Origin of the sequence: Methanohalophilus sp. RSK, from assembly GCF_003722075.1 — an archaeon.
In the GTDB taxonomy this organism is placed as follows: domain Archaea; phylum Halobacteriota; class Methanosarcinia; order Methanosarcinales; family Methanosarcinaceae; genus Methanohalophilus.
In genome coordinates this window covers 138,217-161,388 of sequence record NZ_RDSK01000001.1, presented here as the reverse complement: position 1 = coordinate 161,388, position 23,172 = coordinate 138,217, and the positions used below count along the sequence as shown (strand labels likewise).

Annotated in this window: 22 protein-coding genes; 3 read left to right on the top strand and 19 right to left on the bottom strand. The window is 37.8% G+C overall.

Annotated elements, in window-relative coordinates; translation table 11 throughout:
• Position 1: 1 nt before the first annotated feature.
• The 8 genes from EFE42_RS00840 to EFE42_RS00805 all read right to left on the bottom strand — a co-directional run bounded on the left by EFE42_RS00840 (position 2) and on the right by EFE42_RS00805 (position 7,605).
• Positions 2 to 478, bottom strand: a complete 477-nt coding sequence (locus tag EFE42_RS00840; RefSeq protein WP_123135610.1) for a 3-isopropylmalate dehydratase small subunit — start codon at positions 476 to 478, stop codon at positions 2 to 4.
• A 93-nt stretch (positions 479 to 571) separates the two neighbouring features.
• A complete protein-coding gene (locus EFE42_RS00835) occupies positions 572 to 928 on the bottom strand; it encodes a hypothetical protein (RefSeq protein WP_123135450.1) in 357 nt (118 codons plus the stop codon).
• On the bottom strand, positions 925 to 1,203 hold the full coding sequence (locus tag EFE42_RS00830) for a hypothetical protein (RefSeq protein ID WP_123135449.1): 279 nt from the start codon (positions 1,201 to 1,203) through the stop codon (positions 925 to 927). The genes EFE42_RS00835 and EFE42_RS00830 overlap by 4 nt, the downstream gene beginning before the upstream one ends.
• A 178-nt stretch (positions 1,204 to 1,381) precedes the next feature.
• A complete protein-coding gene (locus EFE42_RS00825) occupies positions 1,382 to 1,576 on the bottom strand; it encodes a YwbE family protein (RefSeq protein WP_123135448.1) in 195 nt (64 codons plus the stop codon).
• Positions 1,577 to 1,668: 92 nt separating this feature from the next.
• A complete protein-coding gene (locus EFE42_RS00820) occupies positions 1,669 to 4,137 on the bottom strand; it encodes an oligosaccharyl transferase, archaeosortase A system-associated (RefSeq protein WP_123135609.1) in 2,469 nt (822 codons plus the stop codon).
• 348 nt (positions 4,138 to 4,485) lie between these two features.
• The gene (locus EFE42_RS00815) at positions 4,486 to 5,352 is read right to left on the bottom strand and encodes a glycosyltransferase family 2 protein (RefSeq protein ID WP_123135447.1); all 867 of its coding nucleotides are present in this window, start codon (positions 5,350 to 5,352) and stop codon (positions 4,486 to 4,488) included.
• 47 nt (positions 5,353 to 5,399) lie between these two features.
• Positions 5,400 to 6,335 (bottom strand): GDP-L-fucose synthase, encoded by a 936-nt coding sequence (locus tag EFE42_RS00810; protein WP_123135608.1) that lies wholly within the window; start codon positions 6,333 to 6,335, stop codon positions 5,400 to 5,402.
• A gap of 19 nt (positions 6,336 to 6,354) precedes the next feature.
• Positions 6,355 to 7,605, bottom strand: a complete 1,251-nt coding sequence (locus EFE42_RS00805; protein ID WP_123135446.1) for a glycosyltransferase family 4 protein — start codon at positions 7,603 to 7,605, stop codon at positions 6,355 to 6,357.
• Positions 7,606 to 7,813: 208 nt separating this feature from the next.
• On the opposite strand from EFE42_RS00805, the gene EFE42_RS00800 reads away from it, so the two are divergent.
• Entirely contained in the window at positions 7,814 to 8,506 is a 693-nt protein-coding gene (locus EFE42_RS00800; RefSeq protein ID WP_123135445.1) for an FkbM family methyltransferase, read from the top strand.
• 82 nt (positions 8,507 to 8,588) lie between these two features.
• Here the strand turns inward: EFE42_RS00800 and EFE42_RS00795 are convergent, their stop codons facing one another.
• The 11 genes from EFE42_RS00795 to EFE42_RS00745 all read right to left on the bottom strand — a co-directional run bounded on the left by EFE42_RS00795 (position 8,589) and on the right by EFE42_RS00745 (position 21,616).
• Positions 8,589 to 9,500 carry a glycosyltransferase family 2 protein gene (locus tag EFE42_RS00795; RefSeq protein ID WP_158599151.1) on the bottom strand — a complete coding sequence of 304 codons (912 nt, stop codon included), beginning with the start codon at positions 9,498 to 9,500 and terminating at the stop codon, positions 8,589 to 8,591.
• Positions 9,501 to 9,516: 16 nt separating this feature from the next.
• Positions 9,517 to 10,689: a glycosyltransferase gene (locus EFE42_RS00790; RefSeq protein WP_123135443.1), complete on the bottom strand. Its 1,173-nt coding sequence runs from the start codon at positions 10,687 to 10,689 to the stop codon at positions 9,517 to 9,519.
• A 456-nt stretch (positions 10,690 to 11,145) separates the two neighbouring features.
• A complete protein-coding gene (locus EFE42_RS00785) occupies positions 11,146 to 12,333 on the bottom strand; it encodes a glycosyltransferase family 4 protein (RefSeq protein ID WP_233564671.1) in 1,188 nt (395 codons plus the stop codon).
• Positions 12,334 to 12,352: 19 nt separating this feature from the next.
• Positions 12,353 to 13,303: a GDP-mannose 4,6-dehydratase gene (locus EFE42_RS00780; RefSeq protein WP_123135441.1), complete on the bottom strand. Its 951-nt coding sequence runs from the start codon at positions 13,301 to 13,303 to the stop codon at positions 12,353 to 12,355.
• A gap of 22 nt (positions 13,304 to 13,325) precedes the next feature.
• Entirely contained in the window at positions 13,326 to 14,429 is a 1,104-nt protein-coding gene (locus EFE42_RS00775) for a glycosyltransferase family 1 protein (RefSeq protein WP_123135440.1), read from the bottom strand.
• Positions 14,426 to 15,193, bottom strand: a complete 768-nt coding sequence (locus EFE42_RS00770; protein ID WP_123135439.1) for a class I SAM-dependent methyltransferase — start codon at positions 15,191 to 15,193, stop codon at positions 14,426 to 14,428. The genes EFE42_RS00775 and EFE42_RS00770 overlap by 4 nt, the downstream gene beginning before the upstream one ends.
• On the bottom strand, positions 15,190 to 16,380 hold the full coding sequence (locus EFE42_RS00765; RefSeq protein WP_123135438.1) for a glycosyltransferase: 1,191 nt from the start codon (positions 16,378 to 16,380) through the stop codon (positions 15,190 to 15,192). The genes EFE42_RS00770 and EFE42_RS00765 overlap by 4 nt, the downstream gene beginning before the upstream one ends.
• A 114-nt stretch (positions 16,381 to 16,494) precedes the next feature.
• Positions 16,495 to 17,532 carry a GDP-mannose 4,6-dehydratase gene (gene gmd, locus EFE42_RS00760; protein WP_123135437.1) on the bottom strand — a complete coding sequence of 346 codons (1,038 nt, stop codon included), beginning with the start codon at positions 17,530 to 17,532 and terminating at the stop codon, positions 16,495 to 16,497.
• A gap of 60 nt (positions 17,533 to 17,592) precedes the next feature.
• Entirely contained in the window at positions 17,593 to 18,963 is a 1,371-nt protein-coding gene (locus EFE42_RS00755; RefSeq protein WP_123135436.1) for a mannose-1-phosphate guanylyltransferase/mannose-6-phosphate isomerase, read from the bottom strand.
• A gap of 153 nt (positions 18,964 to 19,116) precedes the next feature.
• The gene (locus tag EFE42_RS00750; RefSeq protein ID WP_123135435.1) at positions 19,117 to 20,586 is read right to left on the bottom strand and encodes a flippase; all 1,470 of its coding nucleotides are present in this window, start codon (positions 20,584 to 20,586) and stop codon (positions 19,117 to 19,119) included.
• 76 nt (positions 20,587 to 20,662) lie between these two features.
• Positions 20,663 to 21,616 (bottom strand): NAD-dependent epimerase/dehydratase family protein, encoded by a 954-nt coding sequence (locus tag EFE42_RS00745; protein WP_123135434.1) that lies wholly within the window; start codon positions 21,614 to 21,616, stop codon positions 20,663 to 20,665.
• Positions 21,617 to 21,832: 216 nt separating this feature from the next.
• Between EFE42_RS00745 and EFE42_RS00740 the strand changes: the two genes are divergently transcribed.
• Positions 21,833 to 22,501 carry a bifunctional 2-polyprenyl-6-hydroxyphenol methylase/3-demethylubiquinol 3-O-methyltransferase UbiG gene (locus EFE42_RS00740; protein ID WP_123135433.1) on the top strand — a complete coding sequence of 223 codons (669 nt, stop codon included), beginning with the start codon at positions 21,833 to 21,835 and terminating at the stop codon, positions 22,499 to 22,501.
• A gap of 317 nt (positions 22,502 to 22,818) precedes the next feature.
• Positions 22,819 to 23,046, top strand: coding sequence for a hypothetical protein (locus EFE42_RS10680; RefSeq protein ID WP_233564669.1), 228 nt, complete (start codon positions 22,819 to 22,821; stop codon positions 23,044 to 23,046).
• Positions 23,047 to 23,172 lie beyond the last annotated feature (126 nt).

Below are 23,172 nucleotides of genomic sequence, written 5' to 3'. Positions count from 1 at the left end.
TTTAGCCCTGCTGTTGTTTTTTACGATGCTCGACAAGCCCGCCGTCACTCAGTATTTCCAGGAGGAAATCAGGAAGTTGCTGGCCTTTATAGGTCCTGTCACCCACTTTAATGGCACCTTCAGAGAGATTTACTTCGACCTCCTCACCCTCCTCACATTCCACATCCGCCTCTATCAATGGCAGACCTACATTGATGGAGTTGCGGAAAAAGATACGTCCGAAGGATCTGGCAACCACACAGCCCACACCTGCATGTTTGAGCGCCAGGGGAGCCTGTTCCCTGGAGGAGCCACAGCCAAAATTATTGCCGCCAACAATGATGTCGCCGGGGGATACTTTGTTTGAAAAATCAGGGTCGATGCCTTCCATGGCATGATCGGCAAAGACCTGCATATCGGTGGTGCGCAGGTATTTACCCGGGATTATTACATCGGTGTCCACATCGTCACCGAAGATCCATGCTTTACCTTTAATCACTTTGTCCAATCCTCTCACCTGCTTAGGGATACCTCGTATATATTATTTGTAGATAGCGAATTATGCTGATTGTAGTTGTATGCAATGTGCGCCTTATTTCTTCTGATAGCCAAACAATTTGTCATAGGCAGCATGATCAACAATGTCTACAATCATCACAAGAATAGAATTACTGCTGTCTGGATCTTTTTTTAGTGTATATAGTAATCTCCAAAAATGAGGCAATTCCAGCCGGAATAGATTCGTTATGCCATAATTTTTGAGATATGTATCAGGAATCAGTTTTTTACTTATGGGTTGCCCATAGTGTATATCCCTTTTGAGAATATCGGTTTTGTTTCGGATTGCTTCCACAATAGCCATTTCAACTTTGGAGTCGGATGCCTTCTCTTGCAACCAATGATAACTATCAGCTGCGTTGTCGATGAGGACTATCCGAACCTTTTTCATAGCTCAATGCCTCGAGATATCGCTTTGTTGAGCCCGGGGTGATCATTGTGTATCCAGGTAATACCTTTGATACTTACTGCAATCTTATCGCTTTCTTCCAGATATTCCAGAATGGTCGTGAGTGTATTATGATTGACCTGTTTGGGCAATTTCCTTTTAAGTTCGCCAACAGATATTATGCTTTCATCCATATTCTGTAGGGTTCCTTCTACCATTTTGATGGTATTCAAAGTAGGTGAACGGCTTTGTTTATTTAACGGTGGTGTCATATTCATAAGTAATCTCCCCCTTCTTATTATTCAATACCTAGTTGATATCAATTGATAATTAATAAATACACAAACATAACTATATAGCACTTTTGCTGCTTTAATCCAACGTTGACAGTCAAACTTGATAAAAGAGTTCCTGGCTTTGTTGTATTCGATCAAAAATACAACAAATGACCCAGTATCAATAAATTTCCTTCACCCTTCCAACACTACCATCCTCCAGTTGTACTTTAATTCCATGGGGATGAGACGGGGATTTGGTGAGAATTCTTTTGACAATACCTCTGGTAATCTTGCCACTCTTCTGATCCTTCTTCAAAACGATTCCTACGTTTAGCCCTGGCTTGATATTCTTTCTGTTAGTGCCTGCATTCATGGTCTGAAGGTGCCTTTGCAGGCATATAAGGTTGTTTATCGACAACAAAAAAAAGGAATTCAGGAAAAGTAGAGAAATGGAGAATAGAGGCCTTAAACCTCTATTTCCCCACCATTCAAAACAGCCGATTCACTTACCCGCACGGATTCAGTGGTATCCCCGAAGGAAACTTTGTAGGAACCTGTGGGTGCGGTATCAAACTGTGTCTGGCCTGTCATTGGTCCTTCAGTTGAATAGGGCACTACGAATTCATAGGTACCATCTGTGGCCGTGGTGGACTGGGAATACTCAAAAGTCCGGCCGGTAGTGGTACGTATGGTATTTGTGATGGTTACTTTTTCACCTGCAGGTGCCTGTCCTGTGATAGTGGCACCGTCCACATACTCGAAGATCTTCACATAACCGGTATTCACCACTTCAATATTGCCGCCAAAGAGGGCATTGTAGACCTGCTTGTAGCCACTCTCAGCGGTATTGGCTGCAGGGGTCTCATGCACCATACGATACTGCTCAAGACCATCACCATCAAAGATGTGCAGCCGGGCTTCCATTGTATTGAAATAACGTTCTCCGGGTACAGTCTGGGTGCCCTGGGCAGTCTGGGCCTGCACATAGTAATTATCGGTATCCAGAGTCCAGGCAGCCATGGCATAGAATTTGCCGGTGGCCATCTCCACATCGGAGACTACGTAACGTGCCCCTGCTTTGTCAGGGTCGGGATGTACGGCTTCCAGTACTGCTGTGGCCTCTGCTTCAGAGGGGGCGGTGAAGAAGGTTGATGCACCGGGTTTGTTCTCTTCATCCATACTGCCACGGCGGCCACCAACACCCTGCTGGAAGGGGTTGGCGTTGGGTATCCTGTGGCCGATGACTTCAAGCCAGTGACCGTAATCCCACCAGGACATTACACCGTAGGCTTCATCGGGATAAGGGAAAAGTTCACCTTCAGGAGGTTGCTCATAACTTTCATAGTAATCCAGACCTGGATCGGGTGTATTGTATTTCATCCACTGGGTAGCCTCAATCCAGTAACCATTGGGTCCACCTGTACCCTGATTCTGTTGTGTGGAAAGATCATAGGACGGATAGGCCAGTACCAGCACCACCAGTACAAGAGCAACTGCATGGACCGGTTTGATCTGTTTGAACCAGTCGCTTATACTGGATGTCGCTTCGGCAAAGGGGCTCTTGATATCTTTCCAGCCTGCCAGGTCCAGCACTTTGATTCCCAGATAAGCCGAAAGGATGGCTGCATTGACCGAGTAGTAGTAGGCGAAACGGTTCTGCTGCAGCATGGCCCAGATGATCATCACGGACCAGACAATCAGGAAGGTCTGCTCCCGGTTGTTATGCCGATAGATGGCAATGTAGGCCAGGATTGCCAGGGCGAAGAAGGAGAGAATACCTGCCAGAGCAAAGTTGTACCAGAGGGGTTGCAGAGTGAACTGTCCACCACTCATCAGGAGAGGGGAGGCTTCTGCGATTGTGAGGGCGCCGCCTTCCCATGTGAAATAACTTGCTACCCTTAAAACCAAATCGTAAATCGATGGTGAAAAATATTTTGCAAAAATTACAGAAGCAAAAAATAAGATTGCAAGTGATAGAGGATAATAATATCTTCTCATATTCCTTTTATTAAATTCAATTGATATCAAACTCATTATCGGGAATGCAACAATGCCACCAATCAGCCCCTTTATCGTAATTGATTTAGAAGATAATTCAGGAACCATTAATATAATTATTAAAGGAAGTGCAAAAATAATTACTCCAACGATTGCCAGAGAATCAGTAGACCTACCATGCATATGGTCCACGATGTGCTGAACAGTTATGTACAAGCCAATTATGAAACTGAAGAAAACTGCACCATACCATGCAAGTGAATAAGCACCCAGAGCCAGACCGGTAAGTACGATATACGGTAAAACGTGTTTCAGTGATTCAAAATTCCGATTCTTTATATTCTCAAATGTTACTGGATGCTCCCTCAGGACCTTCAAAGTCATTATCAAAAACATTGCAACTACTGTTGTGAATAGTGTCTCTGCAATGTGATGATCATTAAATCCTATTATCGATCTTGAGAGAAACTGTCCCGGTGCAATTGCAACCAGTAAAGCTGCAAGCAATCCAACCCTGCGATCAAATAGCCACTTTGCTACAAAATATGTCGGGATCACTACAAGTGCACCCAGAAATGCAGGATAGTATGCACATACGGTATTGGTCAGGTCCTGGCTGGGATTTCCAAATCCAAGGATCCATATTATTGTTGCAAGAAGCATATCGAAAAGAGGCGCAAATATTTGATGTGTCCCTTCTGGATATTGGGTATATGCATCAAACCATAGCATATTTGGGAAGTTATGCAGAATGGATTCCACATTCCGCAAGTGATACCAGGGATCGTTTCCACCGAAGCGTACAAAACCGTTTGAAAGGAATACGCCTGCCTTTGGCACAGTTCTAATATAAAATGCTATCAGGAATGAAATAGCCACTCCCAACCCAAAAGGCAGGGCATTGATTATTTTGGTCTTTTTAGTTTCACCGGTCATATTTTCACTCACATTAATGAATTTGGGGTATTCTGAATTGAAAGCATGAGTCACATCTTTAATTATATTAGTTTCATATTCCAGTTTGTAATCTCACAATAGCCACTCACCAATTAATTCCATGAAATTTCATATCTAGAATATGGAATAAACAATCATTTAGCCTTATATTTTTAATGGGAAGCTACCTTGTAAATATTCAATGTATTACAATACTGAACGATATATAAATATTATCAGACGTGTTGCTATTTATTGCAATAGTTATGTCCACAAATTGCACCCAATTAAATTTTCAGAAAGAGATTAGAACTGAAACCCGAATATTTCAGTAAAATCCTGTATTTGTCAGTCACTGTTGCGCCGCAAAATAGCATCTTTTTTGCAGGACATATCTGCAACGAATTTTTTCCCGAAATTTACCAGTGATCTGGTGTGTTTGGCCCCTATCAGAGAATCCAATACCGGATAGCATATAGCCCAGCCATATGATATAAGCCAGGGAACAGTTATGACCCTCAGGTGATGATTCCTCCGGGCTCTGGCAGTTTCCTTTACCAGATTGGTACAATTCCCAGTTACCCCTCCTGTCTGCATTCCTGCCACAATCAACCCTTTTACGAAAAGAGCATCCCCACCTTCCTTAAAGGCCCTGAGAAGTAACTCATAATCACCTGCAATCCTGAAGGACTCGTCAAATCTTCCATAGGTTTCAAATAAACTGCGATGGTGGAACATTCCCTGATGGGTAAAGGTACATATCCCGTCCACAACGATACCTCTTCGGGTATAATCCCAGGGGTTACCGTCCACACAGCAAACCTCATTATCCCCTGTCACCCTAGCTACTTGGCCATAAACCAACCGTACCCTCTCGGATTCGGCCCTGCTAAGATATGGAACTATTTCTTCAAATACTGTAGTTTCCCAGAGATGATCATCAGACCCCAAAAAGTAGATCCAATCTCCTTTGACATGGTCTAATCCTTTATTCCATGCATTGTAAATACCATCATCGGGTTCTGATTTCCAGTGAGCGATTTTGTCATTGCAGGTTTTCAGGATTTCCAGAGTACCGTCCGTGGATCCACCATCAATGATTATAAGCTCTTTATTAGGATAGGTCTGCCCTGCTACACTATCTATACAGCGCTGCAGGGTTTTGGCACCATTGTACACGGCTACAATTACAGATATGAGAGGTTGTGAGGTCATTTATTTCGCCATCTACTATGTTATAATATTAAATACTGGAATAATGATCACATTGTCCCTTTGTACCATTCATATGTTTGAATGATTCCATCCCTGAGTAAAATATTGGCCTTCCAGCCAAGGCCATTCAGCCTGCTTACATCTAACAATTTACGCGGAGTACCATCGGGTTTGGAGGAATCATAAATGATATCACCTTCATAATCCACCACATCCTTTATCAGTTCTGCAAGTTCCTTGATGGAGAGATCTTTCCCGGTACCGATATTTACAAACTCACCAATATCCGTATAGTCATAGTCTTCCATCAGATAAACACAGGCATCAGCCATATCATCCACATGAAGGAATTCGCGTTTGGGAGAGCCGCTTCCCCAGATAGTAACTTCGGGCTCTTTATTTATTTTTGCTTCATGGAACTTGCGTATAAGAGCAGGCATTACGTGAGAAGTTTCAAGATCAAAATTGTCATTGGGGCCGTAAAGATTTGTAGGCATTACCGAGATGAAGTTTGTATTATACTGCTGGTTGTAGTGTTTGCATAATCGAATACCTGCAATCTTAGCAACTGCATATGCCTCATTGGTAACTTCGAGCTCTCCTGTCAGAAGATATTCCTCTTTCATGGGTTGCGGGGCAAATTTGGGATAGATGCATGATGAACCGAGGAACAGGAGTTTTTTAATTCCATATTTCTTTGCAGCATGGATGATATTTGCCTCAATCATCAAATTGTCGTATATGAATTCTGCAGGATACGTACTGTTTGCCAGAATCCCACCTACCTTGGCGGCTACCAGGAATACATATTCAGGTTTTTCAGATTCGAAGAATTCATTGACTGCTTGTTGATCGGTGAGGTCGAGCTCGCTGTGGGTGCGACATATCAGATTTGTGTAGCCTTTTGATTCTAAGTTTCGTTTTACTGCCGAGCCCACCATTCCTCGATGGCCTGCTATGTAAATCTTATCAGTTTTATCCATTGAAAATCCCCAGGTATGTTTAACATATTTCAGAATATAAGTCTGTATATTTTCGGGCAATATGAGTTAGTTCGAAATTATCTTCAACATATTTTCTAGCAGCTTCACTTAAGTATTGTTTTCTTTGGTCGTTTCCAACAACCCACTCCAAACCTCTTACAAGATCATCCACATCGAATGGTTTGGCCAAATAACCATTTTCCCGGTGAACAATCATATCTGACATGCCACCAACATCAAAAGCTACACAGGGAGTACCACATGCCAGAGCTTCCATTACAGTGTTTGGCAAGTTGTCCTGTACAGAAGGAGCTACAAATACATCAGCTGCCGAATATACAGAATTTAACAGATCATCCGGCAATCTTCCTAAATAGTTGATTGGAATATCCACCTGGTCGCCTTTGCCTGAGTTGCCAAATACAATACCTTCAAATTCCAAATCTTCAGATAGCATACTGGTTGCAGATTTTAGATAGTGGAAACCTTTCCTTGTATCATTAGTGGAGTTCATCGCCCCGAAAAGAATCAAATTCTTATCCATTGGAAGATTTAAGTCTTTTCTTGCTTTTTCCTTATCAACAGGTTTGTATTTCTGAAGATCAAGACCGTTTGGGATGACTTCTATTCTTTTATTCTCAAATAAAGAACTGGAAAGTGCACTGTTTGCAAGCCAATTGCTGGGTGTGACAACAGTAAAATCCAGGTCATCCCAATATTTCTTTTTGCGACCCCATACCCACCTGCTCAAATCCCCCTCCCTATCGGAATCCAGCTGAGGGCAACTACCACAGAGGTCTTTGTATCTATCGCAGGTACCATTATAGTGACACCCGCCAGTAAAAGCCCACATATCATGGAGAGTCCACACAAGAGGTTGCTTTATTTTAGCAATCTCCTGAACAGGCATAAAGCCCTGGCATACCCAATGAAGATTCACAACATCAGGATCCAGCTTGTTAATTTTCTTGTGTATATTGTTGGGAAGCCACTGGGGACTCCAGTCCATTTCCTTGAAATTACGAAAATCATAATATGCCAGAGGCAAGCGATCCAATATGTAACGTATAACAGCCATTGAATTCCAGCTCGATGCCCTTGGACCTTTTAGATTTGACTTCGGACCTATTACAGAACAATCAGTACCCGTCTTTTTCTGCACCAACATTTTTGATGGAACATCAATTTGCTGAAGTCCTTCATGTAGCCTGTAAGCTGCTCTGGCGGCACCACCCTGAAGGTCTGATGTACTGATAAGAAGGGGTTTCATAGTTTTCACAAACTTTTTAGTAACTGTATACCATATGAACTTATAAAGTGATATATAATTCTTGGGTTAAAACCTGTACCAATTAGGCATTGAAAGTATTCCAAATTACTTTTCGGTTGACTGATTGCTATACACCTAGAAATTTAAGTAGCAATCACATATTAATTGCCATAATATCAACCATAATAAAAATACGCAGAGGATTCAAATGAGCAGATTATTTAATAATATAATTTTAAAAATAAAAGAAATTATCAAATTTAAAGAATATAAGAAAAATATGGCCAATTGCCAGATAGAATATTTAGGATCAAAATATGGTGGTTGGGCCTTTTGCCCAGAAAATATTGATAGCCAAAGTGTGATTTATTCTATGGGGATAGGAGAAGATGTTTCCTGGGATGAAGCATTGATTAAAGGCAAAAATGTAACGGTTCATGGATTTGATCCTACACCGAAAGCAATTGAATTTGTAAAAAACAAAAATATAGATCAATTTATTCTTCACCCCATAGGAGTTGGTTCAGCAAATGGAATGCTAGAATTTTTTCCTCCAAAAAACACAAGCCATGTATCATATTCTTTAGTAGAAAAAAACAACAATTCCAATAAACCCATCAAAGTAAAGGTTGAAACCGTTGATAGCATAATGGACCGATTGGACCATAAAAATATAGATATCTTAAAAATGGATATTGAGGGTGCGGAATATGAAGTCATACCAGATATGCTTTACAAAAACATATATCCCGGGCAAATATTAATCGAGTTCCATCATCGTTTTCATCCTTTTACATTAGATGACACATTAGATATTATCAACAAGCTGATTGCTTGTTCATACAAAATCAGTTCAATATCTGACAACAATCAAGAGTTTTCGTTTATAAAAAGTAATTGATATAGATAAGAAACTATGAGTTTGCAAGAGATATTTTGAAAACTGACATGCATATATTGCCATCCAATCTAATTTCATCCGGTTAAATATTGATATATCTTCCAAATTTGTGATAGCAAACGTATAAGACCTTCTTGAACAAAGTTCCTGAATGGAAATCTTTATAGGCTTTTATAATCTCCTTATCAGGAACAACCTTTTCAGGGAAAGACAAATTACTGGTCTTTTCCTTGTTAATTTTAACATTATATTTCGAATCCGAAGAACAATGTGTGCCACTACCATCATGCCCTATATTCATTATTCTGGACCTTACAGGATTGATCGACAATCCATCCTCAATTATTATATTTATGGCCCAAAAAACAGCCCAGGAATTGAGTTTGCCATAAACTTGCCTCCTTAACATGGGATATAAATCCAACCCTGCACAATCTACTTTCTTCTTTAACGGTCTTGAATTTTCAATAACTTTCAATATACCCGGGTCATTAGAATAATAATTCCAAGCCCGTTTCCATGTACCCCATCCCCAGGATGAAAATCGATAAGAAAAATAGATATCATACGGATAATCTTCCGGAATTTCTATAGGTGGCGTGTAACCGCTAACATTCATGATTTTTTCATCTGATTCATAATGAGAAAGGCAGGCATTCATGAAATGCAAAAAATCAGGGGCAGGAACACAATCATCTTCCAGTACAATTAGTCGGTCATGTTCCTGCAATATATTATTTATGCCACCTACAATTGATCTTGCCAGACCTTTATTTTGCTCATTTTCAACAATGTTGGCATTCTCAAGTTTATAAGAGCGGATTAATTCACGTGTAGATTGGACAGATTCCTTATCTTTTTCACTTCTTGCACCATCACAGAAGATATAAAGCAAACTATCCGCAAATTCGGGGTTTCCCATCAAACTCTCAAGGGTTTTTCGGGTGTGATCTGGCCTGTTATAAACGAATAGGGCTATTGGGGCAAGTTTCATGTTAAATCCATGTAAATCAATCATTATTATTGAGCATAATATCTAAATGGCTAAATATGTTCTCTTTACTAAATTGGTTGTAAAAACAAATTACGTTATTGATATATTCATTATAAGATTTCTGCATCATATAGACAGATTCTTTAAAATCACTATAATCTTTATGTTTATATGTTAAACCTACGTTATTGTCAATTACCCTTTTACCCATCAGACCAACATCAGGGACTATCACAGGTTTTTTGAATTCCATAGCTTGGAGCATTACACCACTTGAACTATAGTGATTTCTATAAGGAAGAGGGATGAAATTAGTAGTATTAAATATTTTTTCAACTAAAGCAGGACTTTTAATAAATTGATTGATGTTTAGGAGACGCCCTTCCTTTTCTAATGCATCCATTTTATCCATAAGTTCTCGATTTTCATCACTTTCAACTGAGTCCCCAGTTCTCAATATCACAAATTGATCGTCATCTAATGCTAATTCCACAAGAAAGCCAAAACCTTTGCGATTGAAATCCCTTCCGAAAAAAAGTAAAACCTCTTTGAATTTATTCTTTTCCATAAAATTATCAATGACAGAATATAATTTTAATTCGCTAGTATCCTCTATTCTTTTAAAATTGAAACTTTTAGATATGTCTGGCACCCACAAAGAATTTTTGCCATGTTTCTTTTTTACAAAATATTCATCCAACCAATACTTTACATCAAAATGTTTTAACTTTTGCTTCAAGGCAAATTTTAGTATTCTTTTCTTCAACCAATTATCAGAATCTGGATAACAGTAACAGGAAATAAAAATACCAGCCCAATTCGAAATGTGCTTTTTGGGTTTTAGAAAACTTTTTACTATTGCTGGCAAAGAATGATTGAATTCATCTCCACTTATAGCAAAAATAAAATCTGGATGCAATTTTGATTCCAAATTCAGCAATAATTCCGAATCACTCATTAGAAAAGGTTTCTGTACCCCATCTATTATAGACACATCATCATTATTTTTGTATATATCAATATAAGGAGAACTTTGTGAACTTCCATTTTCGCCATTACACCAATCATTTCCAATGTAAAGTAATACCTTCATATTGGATTCAAGTGCCCAGTTAGCAATTACATTACAGTAAACTTGCCGATGGCCTCCGATATTTGGAGAATATATCAATATCCTTTTAGAACTCATGATTGTAACTCACATCAAATATAATAAATCATGGCTTATTATGTACACATATTTTGCCTTCATATATTAGAGATTTTATTCAATATAATCAAATCATATTTTGAAGCATATCTTTCAGAACACATTGTAAGAATTGTTTATAATATAAATATCAAATAGATGGGTACCTCATGAAAGAGCTTTTGTTGTACATAACATCGATTTCGCTGATTTTGAGACAAACTTCCAGTAGATGAAATACGAAAGACATATACTGTTTGCTATTATCCTATCCACTTTTGTATGTATAAGGATAGGGTATTTTCCGGAATATCAAGCAATAAAATTGCCTGTGTTTGTTGTTGGCTTCTCAATGAAGATTCTATAATATTGACTTTTATCTTCTTTTTTAATCTGAGCTAATCATTTCAGAAAAACCAACGTTGAAACAAATCTTCGGACATAATTTCCCGAAGTTCAACTGTGAATAATAGAATACAATTCCCCATACCTTTGTGCAATATTTTTTAGTTCATAATTACCTTCAACATGTTTCCTTGCATTTTCACTTAAAGATTTCTTCCTTTGATCACTCTCAACAACCCACTCTATACCCTTTGCCAGGTCCTCCGTATCAAATGGTTTAGCTAAATAACCATTTTCCTTATGCACGATCATATCTGACATCCCACCAATATCAAAGGCAACAGATGGTGTTCCACAGGCAAGGGCTTCCATTACCGTATTTGGCAAATTGTCTTGCAGAGAAAGAGCTACAAACATATCCGCTGCAGAGTAGACAGAGGTCAACATGTTATCGGGGATTCTACCCAGATAATTAACCGGGATATCTAATTGATCATCACTATCGGAATTACCAAAAACAATCGCTTCAAATTCTAAATCTTCAGAAAGCATATTTATTGCAGACTTCAAATATTGAAAGCCTTTCCTCTTATCTTTCGTTGAATTCATTGCCCCAAAGAGGATCAGATTCTTATCCTGTGGAAGATTCAAAGCCTTTCTTGCTTCCTCTTTATCAACAGGTTTGTATTTCTGAAGATCAAGACCATTTGGAATCACTTCGATTCTTTTATCATCGAATAAAGAACTGGATCGTGCGCATTCTGCCAACCAATTACTGGGCGTAACAACAGTAAAATCCAAATCATCCCAATACTTTTTTTTGCGTTTCCACACCCAATTACTTAAATCGTTTTCACTGTTGGAACCCAACTGCGGACAACCGCCACATTCTTGCTTATATTTATCACATGTGTCATTATAATGACATCCACCAGTAAAAGCCCACATATCATGGAGAGTCCATACAATGGGTTGCTTTATTTTAGCAACTTGCCTAATGGGAACAAAACCTCCACAAATCCAATGCAAATGTACAATGTCAGGATCTATCTGGTCGATTTTCTTATGTATGTTGTTGGGGAGCCATTGAGGACTCCAGGGAGTGTTCTGAAATCCCCTGTACATTTGAAGAGGAAAACGATCTGCAAGATAACGGACACCCGAAAGTTTATTCCAAAAATTAAATTTTGGCCCAATTACAGAATTATCACAACTACTTTTGTTTTGTACCAACATATTAGAAGTCATTCCAATCTGTTGCATTCCCTGATGTAATCTGTAACTTGGGTTATAACCCAAATCATCACCTCTAAAATAATTAAACTTTATAGTTCCTCCAATAGTTGAGTAAATCATTCAATGACGTATGGATGTCAATTTCAGGAATCCAACCGATTTCAGTTTTAATCTTTGTATTGTCACCCAACATTATTGGTAAATCGGATGGCCTGTATTTTGAACTATCTATCTCTACATTTACCTCTGTAGTCGAAAATGAGATTAAAATATTAAGCAAATCTTTAAGATTATATGCTTTTCCTGAACAGAGATTATATACAGTGCCTGGCTTTGCTTCTAACGCTATTTTATAGTAACCTTTCACAGCGTCCCTTACATCAGTATAATCTCTTGTAACATCCAAGTTCCCAACTAACATCATATTTTTTGATATATTTTTTTCTATTTTTGCAATCTGGTAGGCAAAAGAGCTAAGTGCATAAGTGTGAGGGCGACCCGGACCAGTTAAATTAAAGGACCGTACGCGGACAATGTCCATATTATAACTTTTGTAGTATTGATAAGCTAGCATATCCTGAGATACTTTACTTACAGCATATGTACTAAGTGGATTGAAATTACATTTTTCATCTACAGGTAAATCAGATTCATTGATTAATCCATATTCTTCAGAAGAACACGCAACCAATATTCGAGTAGGTAATTCAAGCTCACGCACAGCTTCAAAAATATTTATTTGAGATTGAATATTATTATTCAATATGTTGATTGGACTTTTCCAACTTGATGCTACCGAACTTTCAGCTGCTAAATGAAATATATAATCAGGTTTGACCCTTTTCAGTAAATTGAATACTGAAGTGTGATCCATAAGGTTGCATTGTTCATACGTCACCTCTGGATAACATAATATGAGTTCATCAGGAATATAACGAGAAACACCATATACTTTGTTGCTTTCATGATTTAAAACTTCTACAATATGTCTGCCACAGAATCCATTTGCCCCAGTTATAAGGTATTTATACATGAAGAATAACTCCTTTTATTGGTTAAATAATGCTTTTATAGACGTCCAATGTTTCATTAGCCGTTTTGTCCCAGCTGAACTTATTTTCTTGTTCAAACCCACGTATTATCAAATTATTTTTTGTAGGATTATTGTACAATGATTTAATACCAGCAGCCAATTCATCTTCTGAATGAGGGTTGAATAGTATAGCTGCATCACCAACTACTTCTGGAATCGAACTAACATTACTTGCAATTACAGGACAGCCCACTGACATTGCTTCAAGAGGTGGTATACCAAATCCTTCATAAATTGAAGGATAAACAAAACAAAATGCATGTTTGTATAATGAAGCAAGTAAATCATCTGAACCATGCAATTGTATTATATTGCAAGTAATATTACTATTAATACTTTCTAATTCATTGCTATTAAATTTACCACCACCGAAACAAATTAAATCAAACTCACCTGAAAAATTGTTTACATATGAATTGAACAATATTTTAAAATTTTTGTACTTGGACCTACTACCTACATAAAGAATATATGGCTTATTTATTCCATAAATATTACATAAATCGTAGGCATTCAAAGGGTTACTTAACCGCAGAGAACTGGCAAGATATACAACCTTTATTTTATGTTCAGACACACCATATATATCAATTATATCTTTTTTTGTATTTTCAGATATTGCAATAATTTTCGATGCATTTTTAATTAAATTTTTTTTATTTGCTGCCGTATTATCTCTTTCTGAAAATATTTTTGGGTATTTTTCATGAATCATATCATAAACCGTTAAGACATAAGGCTTGTCGCCTATATATTTTAAAAAATAAGGGTCATAGTATGTTGGATGGAATACATCAAAATCATCATCCTGCAACTTTTTTATAGAATACTGCTTGTTCAATAAATTAATCAAAAGTTTCTTGCCACGAAACTCAAAATACGGAATGAAATTATAATGAGGAACTGATGTAGATGTTGTAAGATAATGATTATTTGAAAAGCGAATCGAATATAATGTATCAATGTCTTTAATATTGTTAAATTCGTTGAACAGTTCACAAAAATAACGGGATATACCGCCGTAATTTTGGTTAGTGAATGTTTGATGATCATAAAGTACTTTCATAATTTCTCACTTCTTTGCAAATAGTCAGACCAAGTTTTGCTCTTCAACCTACTTCCTAATAACTTGTGAAAACCAAGTAAGTGAAATTTTAGTAATATTTGAGCACTTTGAGGAATGTTTTTTTCTGTCAACAGTTGTGTGTGCCCAAGATCTATATAATTTAAACCGAATTTTTCAGATATGTAAACAAATGTTTTTTTTGAATAAAATGAAATGTGTTGCCCGTGATCAAGTCCATAATACCACCATTCAGTAGGTTTTGGTATCGGGTCCGGCAAAAGTACCGTTGTGAAAATGATATTTCTTGAAATGGAAAGCATTGCTTCAAGATCATCCAATGGTTTTTCAAAATGTTCAAAGCATTCAAATGCTGTAAGAGCATCCGCTTTTTCACCATCCCATTCAAACCCTTTTGCAAAAAGATTTTCTGTGTATTTATCTTGCCAATAATAATTAAAACCAATATACCTCATTAAACGAACAAAAACACCATAACCTCCTGCATAATCAACAAATTTCCCATTTTGTGAATTGAAAAATAATGATAATAATATAGTAACTTGCTTAGATAACGAAATATTTCTTCTCATATATCCAGTATCAGAACTATTTATTGATTGTGAATAAGCTTCTTTCAACCAGTATGGGGGTTCAGTTTGTAAGAATCCACAATTTGGACAAAAGTAATAATCCACCCAATATTTATCTAATATCTTTGCTTTAAAAACAAAATTACTTGCACAAGCACATATGTTACACTTCATATAATGCACCCTTCCAAAATATCCTCTAAAGCACTTTTAAGTTGGCATGAATAAGATTCAATAGAATGAGTCCTTCTGGTATTTTTGAAACATTTATAGGATTTTGCCATAAGATCATTTTCGTTTTCATATAAAACCTTATTAATTGTTTCATCTATAGAATCAATATCAATACTAGGTATCAAATAGCCAAAATCTTTAATTTTTATGCCTGCATTTTTTGTTACAATTGGAATCATACCTTGTGCCATTAAATTGACAACTGAACCTGATTCGCCTTCAGAACAAGATGGAAAAATAGCAAACAAACTTTTGCGCATCAAACTCAAAAAAAGTTCAGATTTTAAATTCACAAATCCATGGGTGTGAATATTTGGAGATTCATAAAGTTCTCGATAATAAAGATTTTTGAATCTTGGTTCATTGTCTATAGGCCCACATACATGAAGATGGAGATTTGGATGTTGGTGAAAGTATTCAAGTACTAAATCAAGCCCCTTATGTATCAAACCAGAACTCCCAAACCATATAAAATTATATTTTGCCTCACTATAATCTTTATTTACTATAAAAGATTCAACTTTTTTGACATCAATAATATTGTAATATGTGACTGGTATATTGTAAATATCCCCATCAAAAAACATCCTATAACTTTTTAAGACCTCATCATTGCCCAAAGTTATAATTGCATCTACTATGCTCGTTTGAATAGACCATGCTTTTTCTACAATTCTTCCAGATTCAGGCAACCATTTCTTTTTTTTGTAATAAACTTCTTTTATACGAGAGAGAGAATTGTGATTTTGCCAACAGATATGCATACCTGTACCATAATATATCGTAACAATATCATGATCCCTATTGTAAAAACTACCAACAAAAGGATCTCCAAAACCAAAAACTACTGAGTACTTTGAATAATCTATAGTTCTCTCAAAATTATAATTATAAATATCTACATTGAAACCTAAATCCCTAAAAGTTTCCGCTATTTTTATAGCTTCAATGTAGTTTGTATGTCTATAATTAGGAGCTTTTGATTTAAATGGTGGAACTATATAAGATACTAAAACGTTTTTTTCATTATTCGAGTTGTAATAATTAATTATTGGTTTGTATTTATAAAATAAATATACTTTTTTAATTGATGATGGTAAAATATTTTTAATTGTTTTTTTTAACATGTAATATATCCTTGGTTCTTTTTACAATAGAATAAACTACGACATTCTTTAAGGTATCGTCTTACGCAAAATTATTTGTCTGCATACAGATATTACATCTCAAATAAATCAAAATCAAAGAAGTTTGCCCATATCTCCTTTTACCATCATATTAACAAGTTCTTCAAACCCAACATTTGAGTTCCAACCAAGTTTCTCCCTGGCTTTAGAGGGATCACCTATCAAAAGCTCCACCTCAGTTGGTCTATAATACCGCGGATCAATCTCAACAAGAACCCTTCCAGTCACACGATCCGCCCCCACTTCATCCACACCTTCACCTTTCCACTCAATATCAATCCCGACTTCCCTGAACGCAAGTTCCACGAATTCCCTGACCGAATGCGTCTCCCCGGTTGCTATGACAAAATCCTCAGGTTCTTCCTGCTGCAACATCAACCACATGGCTTTGACATAATCCCCAGCAAAACCCCAATCACGTTTGGCATCCATGTTACCAAGATATAGCCGCTCCTGCAAGCCTTTCTTGATGTTTGCCACAGCCATCGTAATTTTCCTTGTGACAAAAGTCTCACCCCTTATAGGAGACTCATGATTGAAAAGTATCCCATTACACGCATACATTCCATAGGCTTCACGGTAGTTTATCGTGATCCAGTAAGCATACAATTTCGCAGCAGCGTAGGGACTTCGCGGATAGAAAGGAGTGGTTTCACTCTGGGGGATTTCCTGAACCTTGCCGTACAATTCACTGGTAGAAGCCTGATAAAACTTCACCTTTTTCTCCATACCAAGGATCCGGATAGCCTCCAGCAGCCTCAGGGAACCTATTGCATCTGAATTTGCGGTATACTCAGGGGTCTCAAAAGATACCTGCACGTGACTCTGAGCAGCCAGGTTATAGATCTCATCCGGCTGGGTTTCCTGAATTATCCGGATTAGATTTGTGGAATCGGTCAGATCCCCGTAATGCATATAGAAGTTCACATTCCTCTCATGAGGGTCCTTGTAAAGATGGTCAATACGTGCGGTGTTGAATGAAGAAGACCTTCTTTTAATCCCGTGCACGATGTAGCCTTTATCCAGTAAAAATTCTGCAAGATAGGCCCCGTCCTGGCCTGTGATTCCGGTTATTAAAGCAACTTTTGGCAAAATTCCACTCCTTTGTAAAATTATAATTTTACGATTAATAGGACTTGATACAAATATACTTTACTCCCGCCCATACACGTCATCAAACCTGACAATATCATCCTCTGCCACATATTCCCCAAGTTGTACCTCAATTATCTCCAGCGGGATCCTGCTCGGATTGCCCAGCCGGTGTCTTTCCCCTGCACGGATAAAGGTACTTTCCCCGGGTCTGACAAAATAATCGTCACCATTGACATGCACTTCCGCCATACCTGTCACAACCACCCAGTGCTCACTTCTGTGATAATGTAGCTGGAGACTGAGTTTCTGCTCTGGCATAACCATGATTTTTTTGATCACGTGGTTATCAGAAGATTCGAGGACTGTATAGGAACCCCAGGGCCTATACACCGTCTGCCCGATTTTGGCACGTGAATCTTTTTTTTCCTTGAGTTGATTTACAATCTGCTTGACCTTCTGGCTGCTCTCTTTAGGACTTATCAGCAGGGCATCCGGAGTATCAACCACTACCATATCATTTATATCGATAAGGGAGACAAGTTTCCCACTTCTGGAATGTACCAGATTCTTCTGGGAATCCAGAGGCAGAAATTCGCAGTCGTACACCACGTTATCATCCGAATCCTTATCCAGTTCATCATAGAGGGCAGCAAAATTTCCCAGATCACTCCACTTGTATTGCAGAGGTACTACGGCCACCTTCTGTGATTTTTCCATGATACCGTAGTCCACGGATATGGAAGGAATTTCTGCATAAATCTGGTTGATATCCTCGTTTTGTTCAAATGATTCATAGATTTCAGGTGTGGCCTTTGCCAGTTCACTGAAGAAGGTTTCCGTATTGAATAGGAACATCCCGCTGTTCCAGAGACAGCCTTCCTCAATGTATCTGCGAGCAGTCTCTTCATCGGGTTTCTCTCTGAATTCGGAAACTTGCATGCCAATACCCAGACTTTCAGCAGGTTTAATGTACCCATAACCGGTATTCGGGGATGCGGGTTGAATACCAAAAGTTAGAAGATAGCCATCATCTGCCAGGGATTCGGCATCTGAGATCGTTTGCATGGCCCCGGAATCCAGCACATGATCAGAAGAGAAGATGCCTACATTAGACGGACCGAACCGATTTTGAATCTCTTTCATCCCAAAACAGATTGCAGGCAAAGTGTTTTTGCCTTCAGGCTCAATGAGTACATTCTCTCTGGGAAAATCGTAACCCAATTCCTGTATCTGACCAATGACATAGAATTTCTGGTCCTTGTTGGTAACCACGAATATTTCCGATACATCAGATACTTCACAGCAGCGCAGGAAAGTCTGCTGAAAAAGGGAATGTTCCCCAATTTTCAGGAACTGTTTCGGATAATGCTCTCTGCTTAGCGGCCAGAGACGGGTGCCTGAGCCTCCTGCAAGAATGATGGACTTCATGTTGTTTCACCAGGTATTGGAATATTAAAGATGGAGGATTATACTTGTACATATGATAAAAATCATTTGCAAATATAGATTTTCTAAGTTTCAATAATGCCAATAATTTTAGAGGCTATTGTATTTTATTCCATATATTTTTTGTAAACAGAATTAAAGCATACTGGGCCAGGGAAGATTCAATCGATTTGAAATATCTTTTAAGTCTCTATAAATGCCGGGATCAAGTCTCAATATCAAAAGACCATATACCATAGCACCAATTGCAACCGGGATCAAGGTAAGCCAGACGTTTGTGATTGTAACCACATATGAATAGAAGCCTACAAAAAGTAACATCGCAGCTGTAGCCTTCAAAATATTCAAAGTCGATCCTGTGTCTATTCTTACATTTATGATATTCGAAAGTATATGCATTGCCAAAATTGAGTTGAGAGCCATAGTTACAATCGTAGCAATGGCCGCTCCTTCAATTCCCATAAGTGGAATAAGTATAACGTTTAGAGCCACATTTGCGATGCATGATACCGCAGTAGCATAGAAGGCTTCACGCTGGTGATCAAGAGCACCCAGAAACATTACAAACAATGATTGAAATACGTTTGTCAGCTGGGCAAAAAAGAGGAGAATTAGTGTTGTGTAACCCCATGCAAATCCTGCTCCATAGAAAAAGTAAAGCATTCTTTCCCCTAATAATATCCCTCCAGCAATGATAGGAACTGCGAAAAGAAGAGAAAATGTCAGGCCACGTGAGAGAGATTTTTCTATAGATTCAGTATCATCTATCTTGCCCCACCTGCTAACCTTTGGCCAGAGAGTTGTACGGATTGCCGAAACCATCAATATTGCAATCGTTGTGAACTGGAACACAACTTTGTATACGCCTACATCAGCTTCCTCAAGGAAGTAACCAATCATTACAACATCAACATTGGAATACAGAATTATTCCTGCAGATGTCAGAAATAACCAGAAAGAAAAGGACATAAGGTTTACAACATGCCTCCATTCAAAAGAGACACATTTGAGATCTAAAAATTTGAACTGGATAAGTGTTGCAATAACAAACCCTGCAATAAATCCCCCTACAAGGCCTCCTATACCATACCCAAAGAGTACAGCAATAACCTGAATGAAAATACGGGATAAATTTTGGGTGGTTGTACCCACCGCAGCAATTCCCATCTTGGATTGACCCGCAATCCCGCCGGATGTAATACTATAAAATAATGACATGATAATTGCCAATATAAGCCAATTAATGATCTGCCCCTCTATCTGGAAATATGATTCAAAAGCAAGTATTATAGCAATGATTAATACAGCAAAAAATGTCCTAGTCACAATAAATGCCGTGAAATAAGCGTCTTGTTCTTCCCCCTCACTGATACGTTTTATTGCTGCACCACCAAAACCACCATCTGAAAAGAGGTTGATAATCCCAAAATAAGAAGTAAAAAGAAAATAAGAACCCAATACAGAAGAACCAAGCTTGTGAGCAAAATACATTGTACTCAAAAAGCCCACAAAAGTGAGAACTATCTGACTAAAAAAATTGGCAATACTTTGCCTTTTTACCTCTTCTATAGATAAAATGTTTGATAAAATATTTTTGAGGGGCATTTGTTACAATAAGTAGACTGATAAAATGTTATGAAGTATTACACAACTTAACTTATATTCGATATTTTATGGATTGTTAAAGCAATTCCCTGACCGTCTGGCTTACACTTTCCTCGGAATCTATTCCCGGTTTCCAGCCCAGATTTTTAAGTTTCTCCACAGCAAGGCGCATTTTCGGTACATCGCCTTTCCAGCCGCGTGGGCCTCCGGTATAATTGAATGTAACATCTGCCAGGCCCATTTCCTCTACCACGGCCTCACCGATCTCAGTGGCACTGATGGTATCCTCTGAACCAATATTGAATATGTTCACGTTTTCAGAATCTACACCTTTTGCATTTTTCACCACGAAAAGAATGGCTTCCACACATTGTGTAACATGGAGGTAGGACTTGGATTGTTTGCCATCTCCCAGGATTTCCAGGGATTCTGGATTGTCTTTTAGTTTCCTTATAAAATCAAAGATTATACCGTGATTACTGCGGCTTCCAATAATGTTGGCAAAACGAAATAGCCAGCAGTTCATATCAAACGTATGGCAGTATGATGTGATCAGCGCCTCACTTGCAAGTTTAGAGGCTCCGTACAGGGAAATTGGCACAAGTGGCCCATAATCTTCTGGCGTGGGAATGACTTTTGCTTCTCCATACACAGTGGATGTAGAGGTGAAAACAATATTCTCTACATTATTCTTACGCATGGCCTCCAGCAGATTATAGGTAGTAAGAATATTCTGGTCGAAATGTACCTTTGTATTTTCCGCACCCAGCCGGACATCGGGATTGGCTGCGACGTGGTAGACCAGATCAATGTCACCGCAGGCTCTTTCAATCTCCTTTGGGTCCAGCAAATCAGCTTCAATAAATGAAAAATTAGGTTTATCCATGTATTTTTCAATAAATTCAAGATTGCCGGAACTGAGATTGTCAAAAACCGTAACCTCATTGCCCTGTTCCATTAAACTATCCACTAGATGGCTACCTATGAAACCTGCTCCACCTGTTACCAGTATTTTTTTGTTATCACTCATGAAATTCCTTATTATGCAATGTAAATATCATATCCGTTGAAAAGCATAAATGTGAATGAATTAACTTATATTTGTCTTTTTAGGTAGCAATGTATAAAAAATAATTAGAAATATTTCTTTTTTTATCCGGAATAAGTGCCATATTAAAATGATAGAAGGCAAAAATAATGTTGGTATTAGCGATGAATTTTTAAATATTGAATTATAAGTCAAAATATGAAAAAGCTCAGTTTTAAAGAATTAACAAACGTCAATAAAGAAGATTCTTTTGTTACGAAATTAAGACTAAAAAGAATTGCACTTTTCAAAGATATTATTCCAAAACAAAAACCAATATCTATTCTAGATATCGGTGGCACTGCTACATTCTGGAAAATGATGGGTTTTGCTGATGACCCTGACTATTCAATAAAAGTCCTAAATTTGTCAGCAAACGAGAGTAATTATAATAACATAGAAGCAGTGTCCGGAGATGCAAGAGACTTAAGTGAATATTCTGATAACTCTTTTGATATCGTATTTTCAAATTCTGTAATCGAACACGTAGGAACTTACGATGACCAAAGAAAAATGGCCCTTGAAATCTTAAGGGTTGGAAAACAATATTTCGTACAAACTCCAAATTACTATTTCCCGTTCGAGCCTCATTTCTTAATCCCATGTTTCCAATATTTGCCATTTGGTTTAAGAGTTCGATTAATTCAGCGTTTTAATTTAGGACATATGAAGAGAACGCCTGATAAGGATAAAGCAGAAGAAGTAATTAAGTCTGTCAGATTATTGAATAGAAAAGAAATACAAGAACTCTTTCCAGAAGGTCATATCCATAATGAGAAATTGTTTGGACTCAACTATTCTTTTATTGCATACGGTGATTGTATATAACATGGACAGTCAAAGTATATTTTGTGACCTGTTCCATGTGCCTCAATTTTTCTTCCCTTAATCCTTCAGGTCAAATTCAAAACTGCTAAAACATACTCCAACTGATTACAGAAATCATAACTCTGACCCATAAACTGGTGCACATACAACCATCGGAAAACTCATAAAATTAAAAATAAAAATTCGCTAATTGCTGAAGTAATATACAATTGGATTTGTCACAAAAATAGTAAGAAAGTAGATGACTATTAAAGTTAAACTTGCAATATCTATAATATAAGCCTACATATTTGATGTGTATGGGAAGAGGGTAGGAAATGGAGAAGAACAAAAGCAGTTTAATCATCAAAATAATCACCACAGTAACTTTCTCAGCAATGGTTATTGCCAATGCGCTGGCCAATGCTCTCCCGATCAATGGGCTCAATACAGGTGAGGTATCAGCAGCTTATCCCAACCTCTTTGCCCGGCAGGCTGGACCTTTGCAATCCGGGGACTCATCTACCTGCTGCTGGCAGGATATACACTGCACATTGGAATCATAAATCTAATTTGCAGATAAATTAAACATGAAACGTGATAGTTTCATACCTAAAAACATGAGTTTGTATAAATTTATGTATATTTAGGAGGGCGGCTTATGCGAGAATATTGTCCAGGCACACTTCAAC

Coding starts and splice junctions, on each gene's coding strand:
- EFE42_RS00825 (WP_123135448.1), bottom strand. CDS start 1,576: ATGAATGCAGGCACTAACAGAAAGAATATCAAGCCAGGGCTAAACGTA.
- EFE42_RS00800 (WP_123135445.1), top strand. CDS start 7,814: ATGAGCAGATTATTTAATAATATAATTTTAAAAATAAAAGAAATTATC.
- EFE42_RS00835 (WP_123135450.1), bottom strand. CDS start 928: ATGAAAAAGGTTCGGATAGTCCTCATCGACAACGCAGCTGATAGTTAT.
- EFE42_RS00740 (WP_123135433.1), top strand. CDS start 21,833: ATGAAAAAGCTCAGTTTTAAAGAATTAACAAACGTCAATAAAGAAGAT.
- EFE42_RS00830 (WP_123135449.1), bottom strand. CDS start 1,203: ATGAATATGACACCACCGTTAAATAAACAAAGCCGTTCACCTACTTTG.
- EFE42_RS00775 (WP_123135440.1), bottom strand. CDS start 14,429: ATGAAAGTACTTTATGATCATCAAACATTCACTAACCAAAATTACGGC.
- EFE42_RS00795 (WP_158599151.1), bottom strand. CDS start 9,500: ATGAAACTTGCCCCAATAGCCCTATTCGTTTATAACAGGCCAGATCAC.
- EFE42_RS00745 (WP_123135434.1), bottom strand. CDS start 21,616: ATGAGTGATAACAAAAAAATACTGGTAACAGGTGGAGCAGGTTTCATA.
- EFE42_RS00770 (WP_123135439.1), bottom strand. CDS start 15,193: ATGAAGTGTAACATATGTGCTTGTGCAAGTAATTTTGTTTTTAAAGCA.
- EFE42_RS00765 (WP_123135438.1), bottom strand. CDS start 16,380: ATGTTAAAAAAAACAATTAAAAATATTTTACCATCATCAATTAAAAAA.
- EFE42_RS00780 (WP_123135441.1), bottom strand. CDS start 13,303: ATGTATAAATACCTTATAACTGGGGCAAATGGATTCTGTGGCAGACAT.
- EFE42_RS00815 (WP_123135447.1), bottom strand. CDS start 5,352: ATGACCTCACAACCTCTCATATCTGTAATTGTAGCCGTGTACAATGGT.
- EFE42_RS00820 (WP_123135609.1), bottom strand. CDS start 4,137: ATGACCGGTGAAACTAAAAAGACCAAAATAATCAATGCCCTGCCTTTT.
- EFE42_RS00810 (WP_123135608.1), bottom strand. CDS start 6,335: ATGGATAAAACTGATAAGATTTACATAGCAGGCCATCGAGGAATGGTG.
- EFE42_RS00750 (WP_123135435.1), bottom strand. CDS start 20,586: ATGCCCCTCAAAAATATTTTATCAAACATTTTATCTATAGAAGAGGTA.
- EFE42_RS00755 (WP_123135436.1), bottom strand. CDS start 18,963: ATGAAGTCCATCATTCTTGCAGGAGGCTCAGGCACCCGTCTCTGGCCG.
- EFE42_RS10680 (WP_233564669.1), top strand. CDS start 22,819: ATGGAGAAGAACAAAAGCAGTTTAATCATCAAAATAATCACCACAGTA.
- EFE42_RS00790 (WP_123135443.1), bottom strand. CDS start 10,689: ATGAGTTCTAAAAGGATATTGATATATTCTCCAAATATCGGAGGCCAT.
- EFE42_RS00805 (WP_123135446.1), bottom strand. CDS start 7,605: ATGAAACCCCTTCTTATCAGTACATCAGACCTTCAGGGTGGTGCCGCC.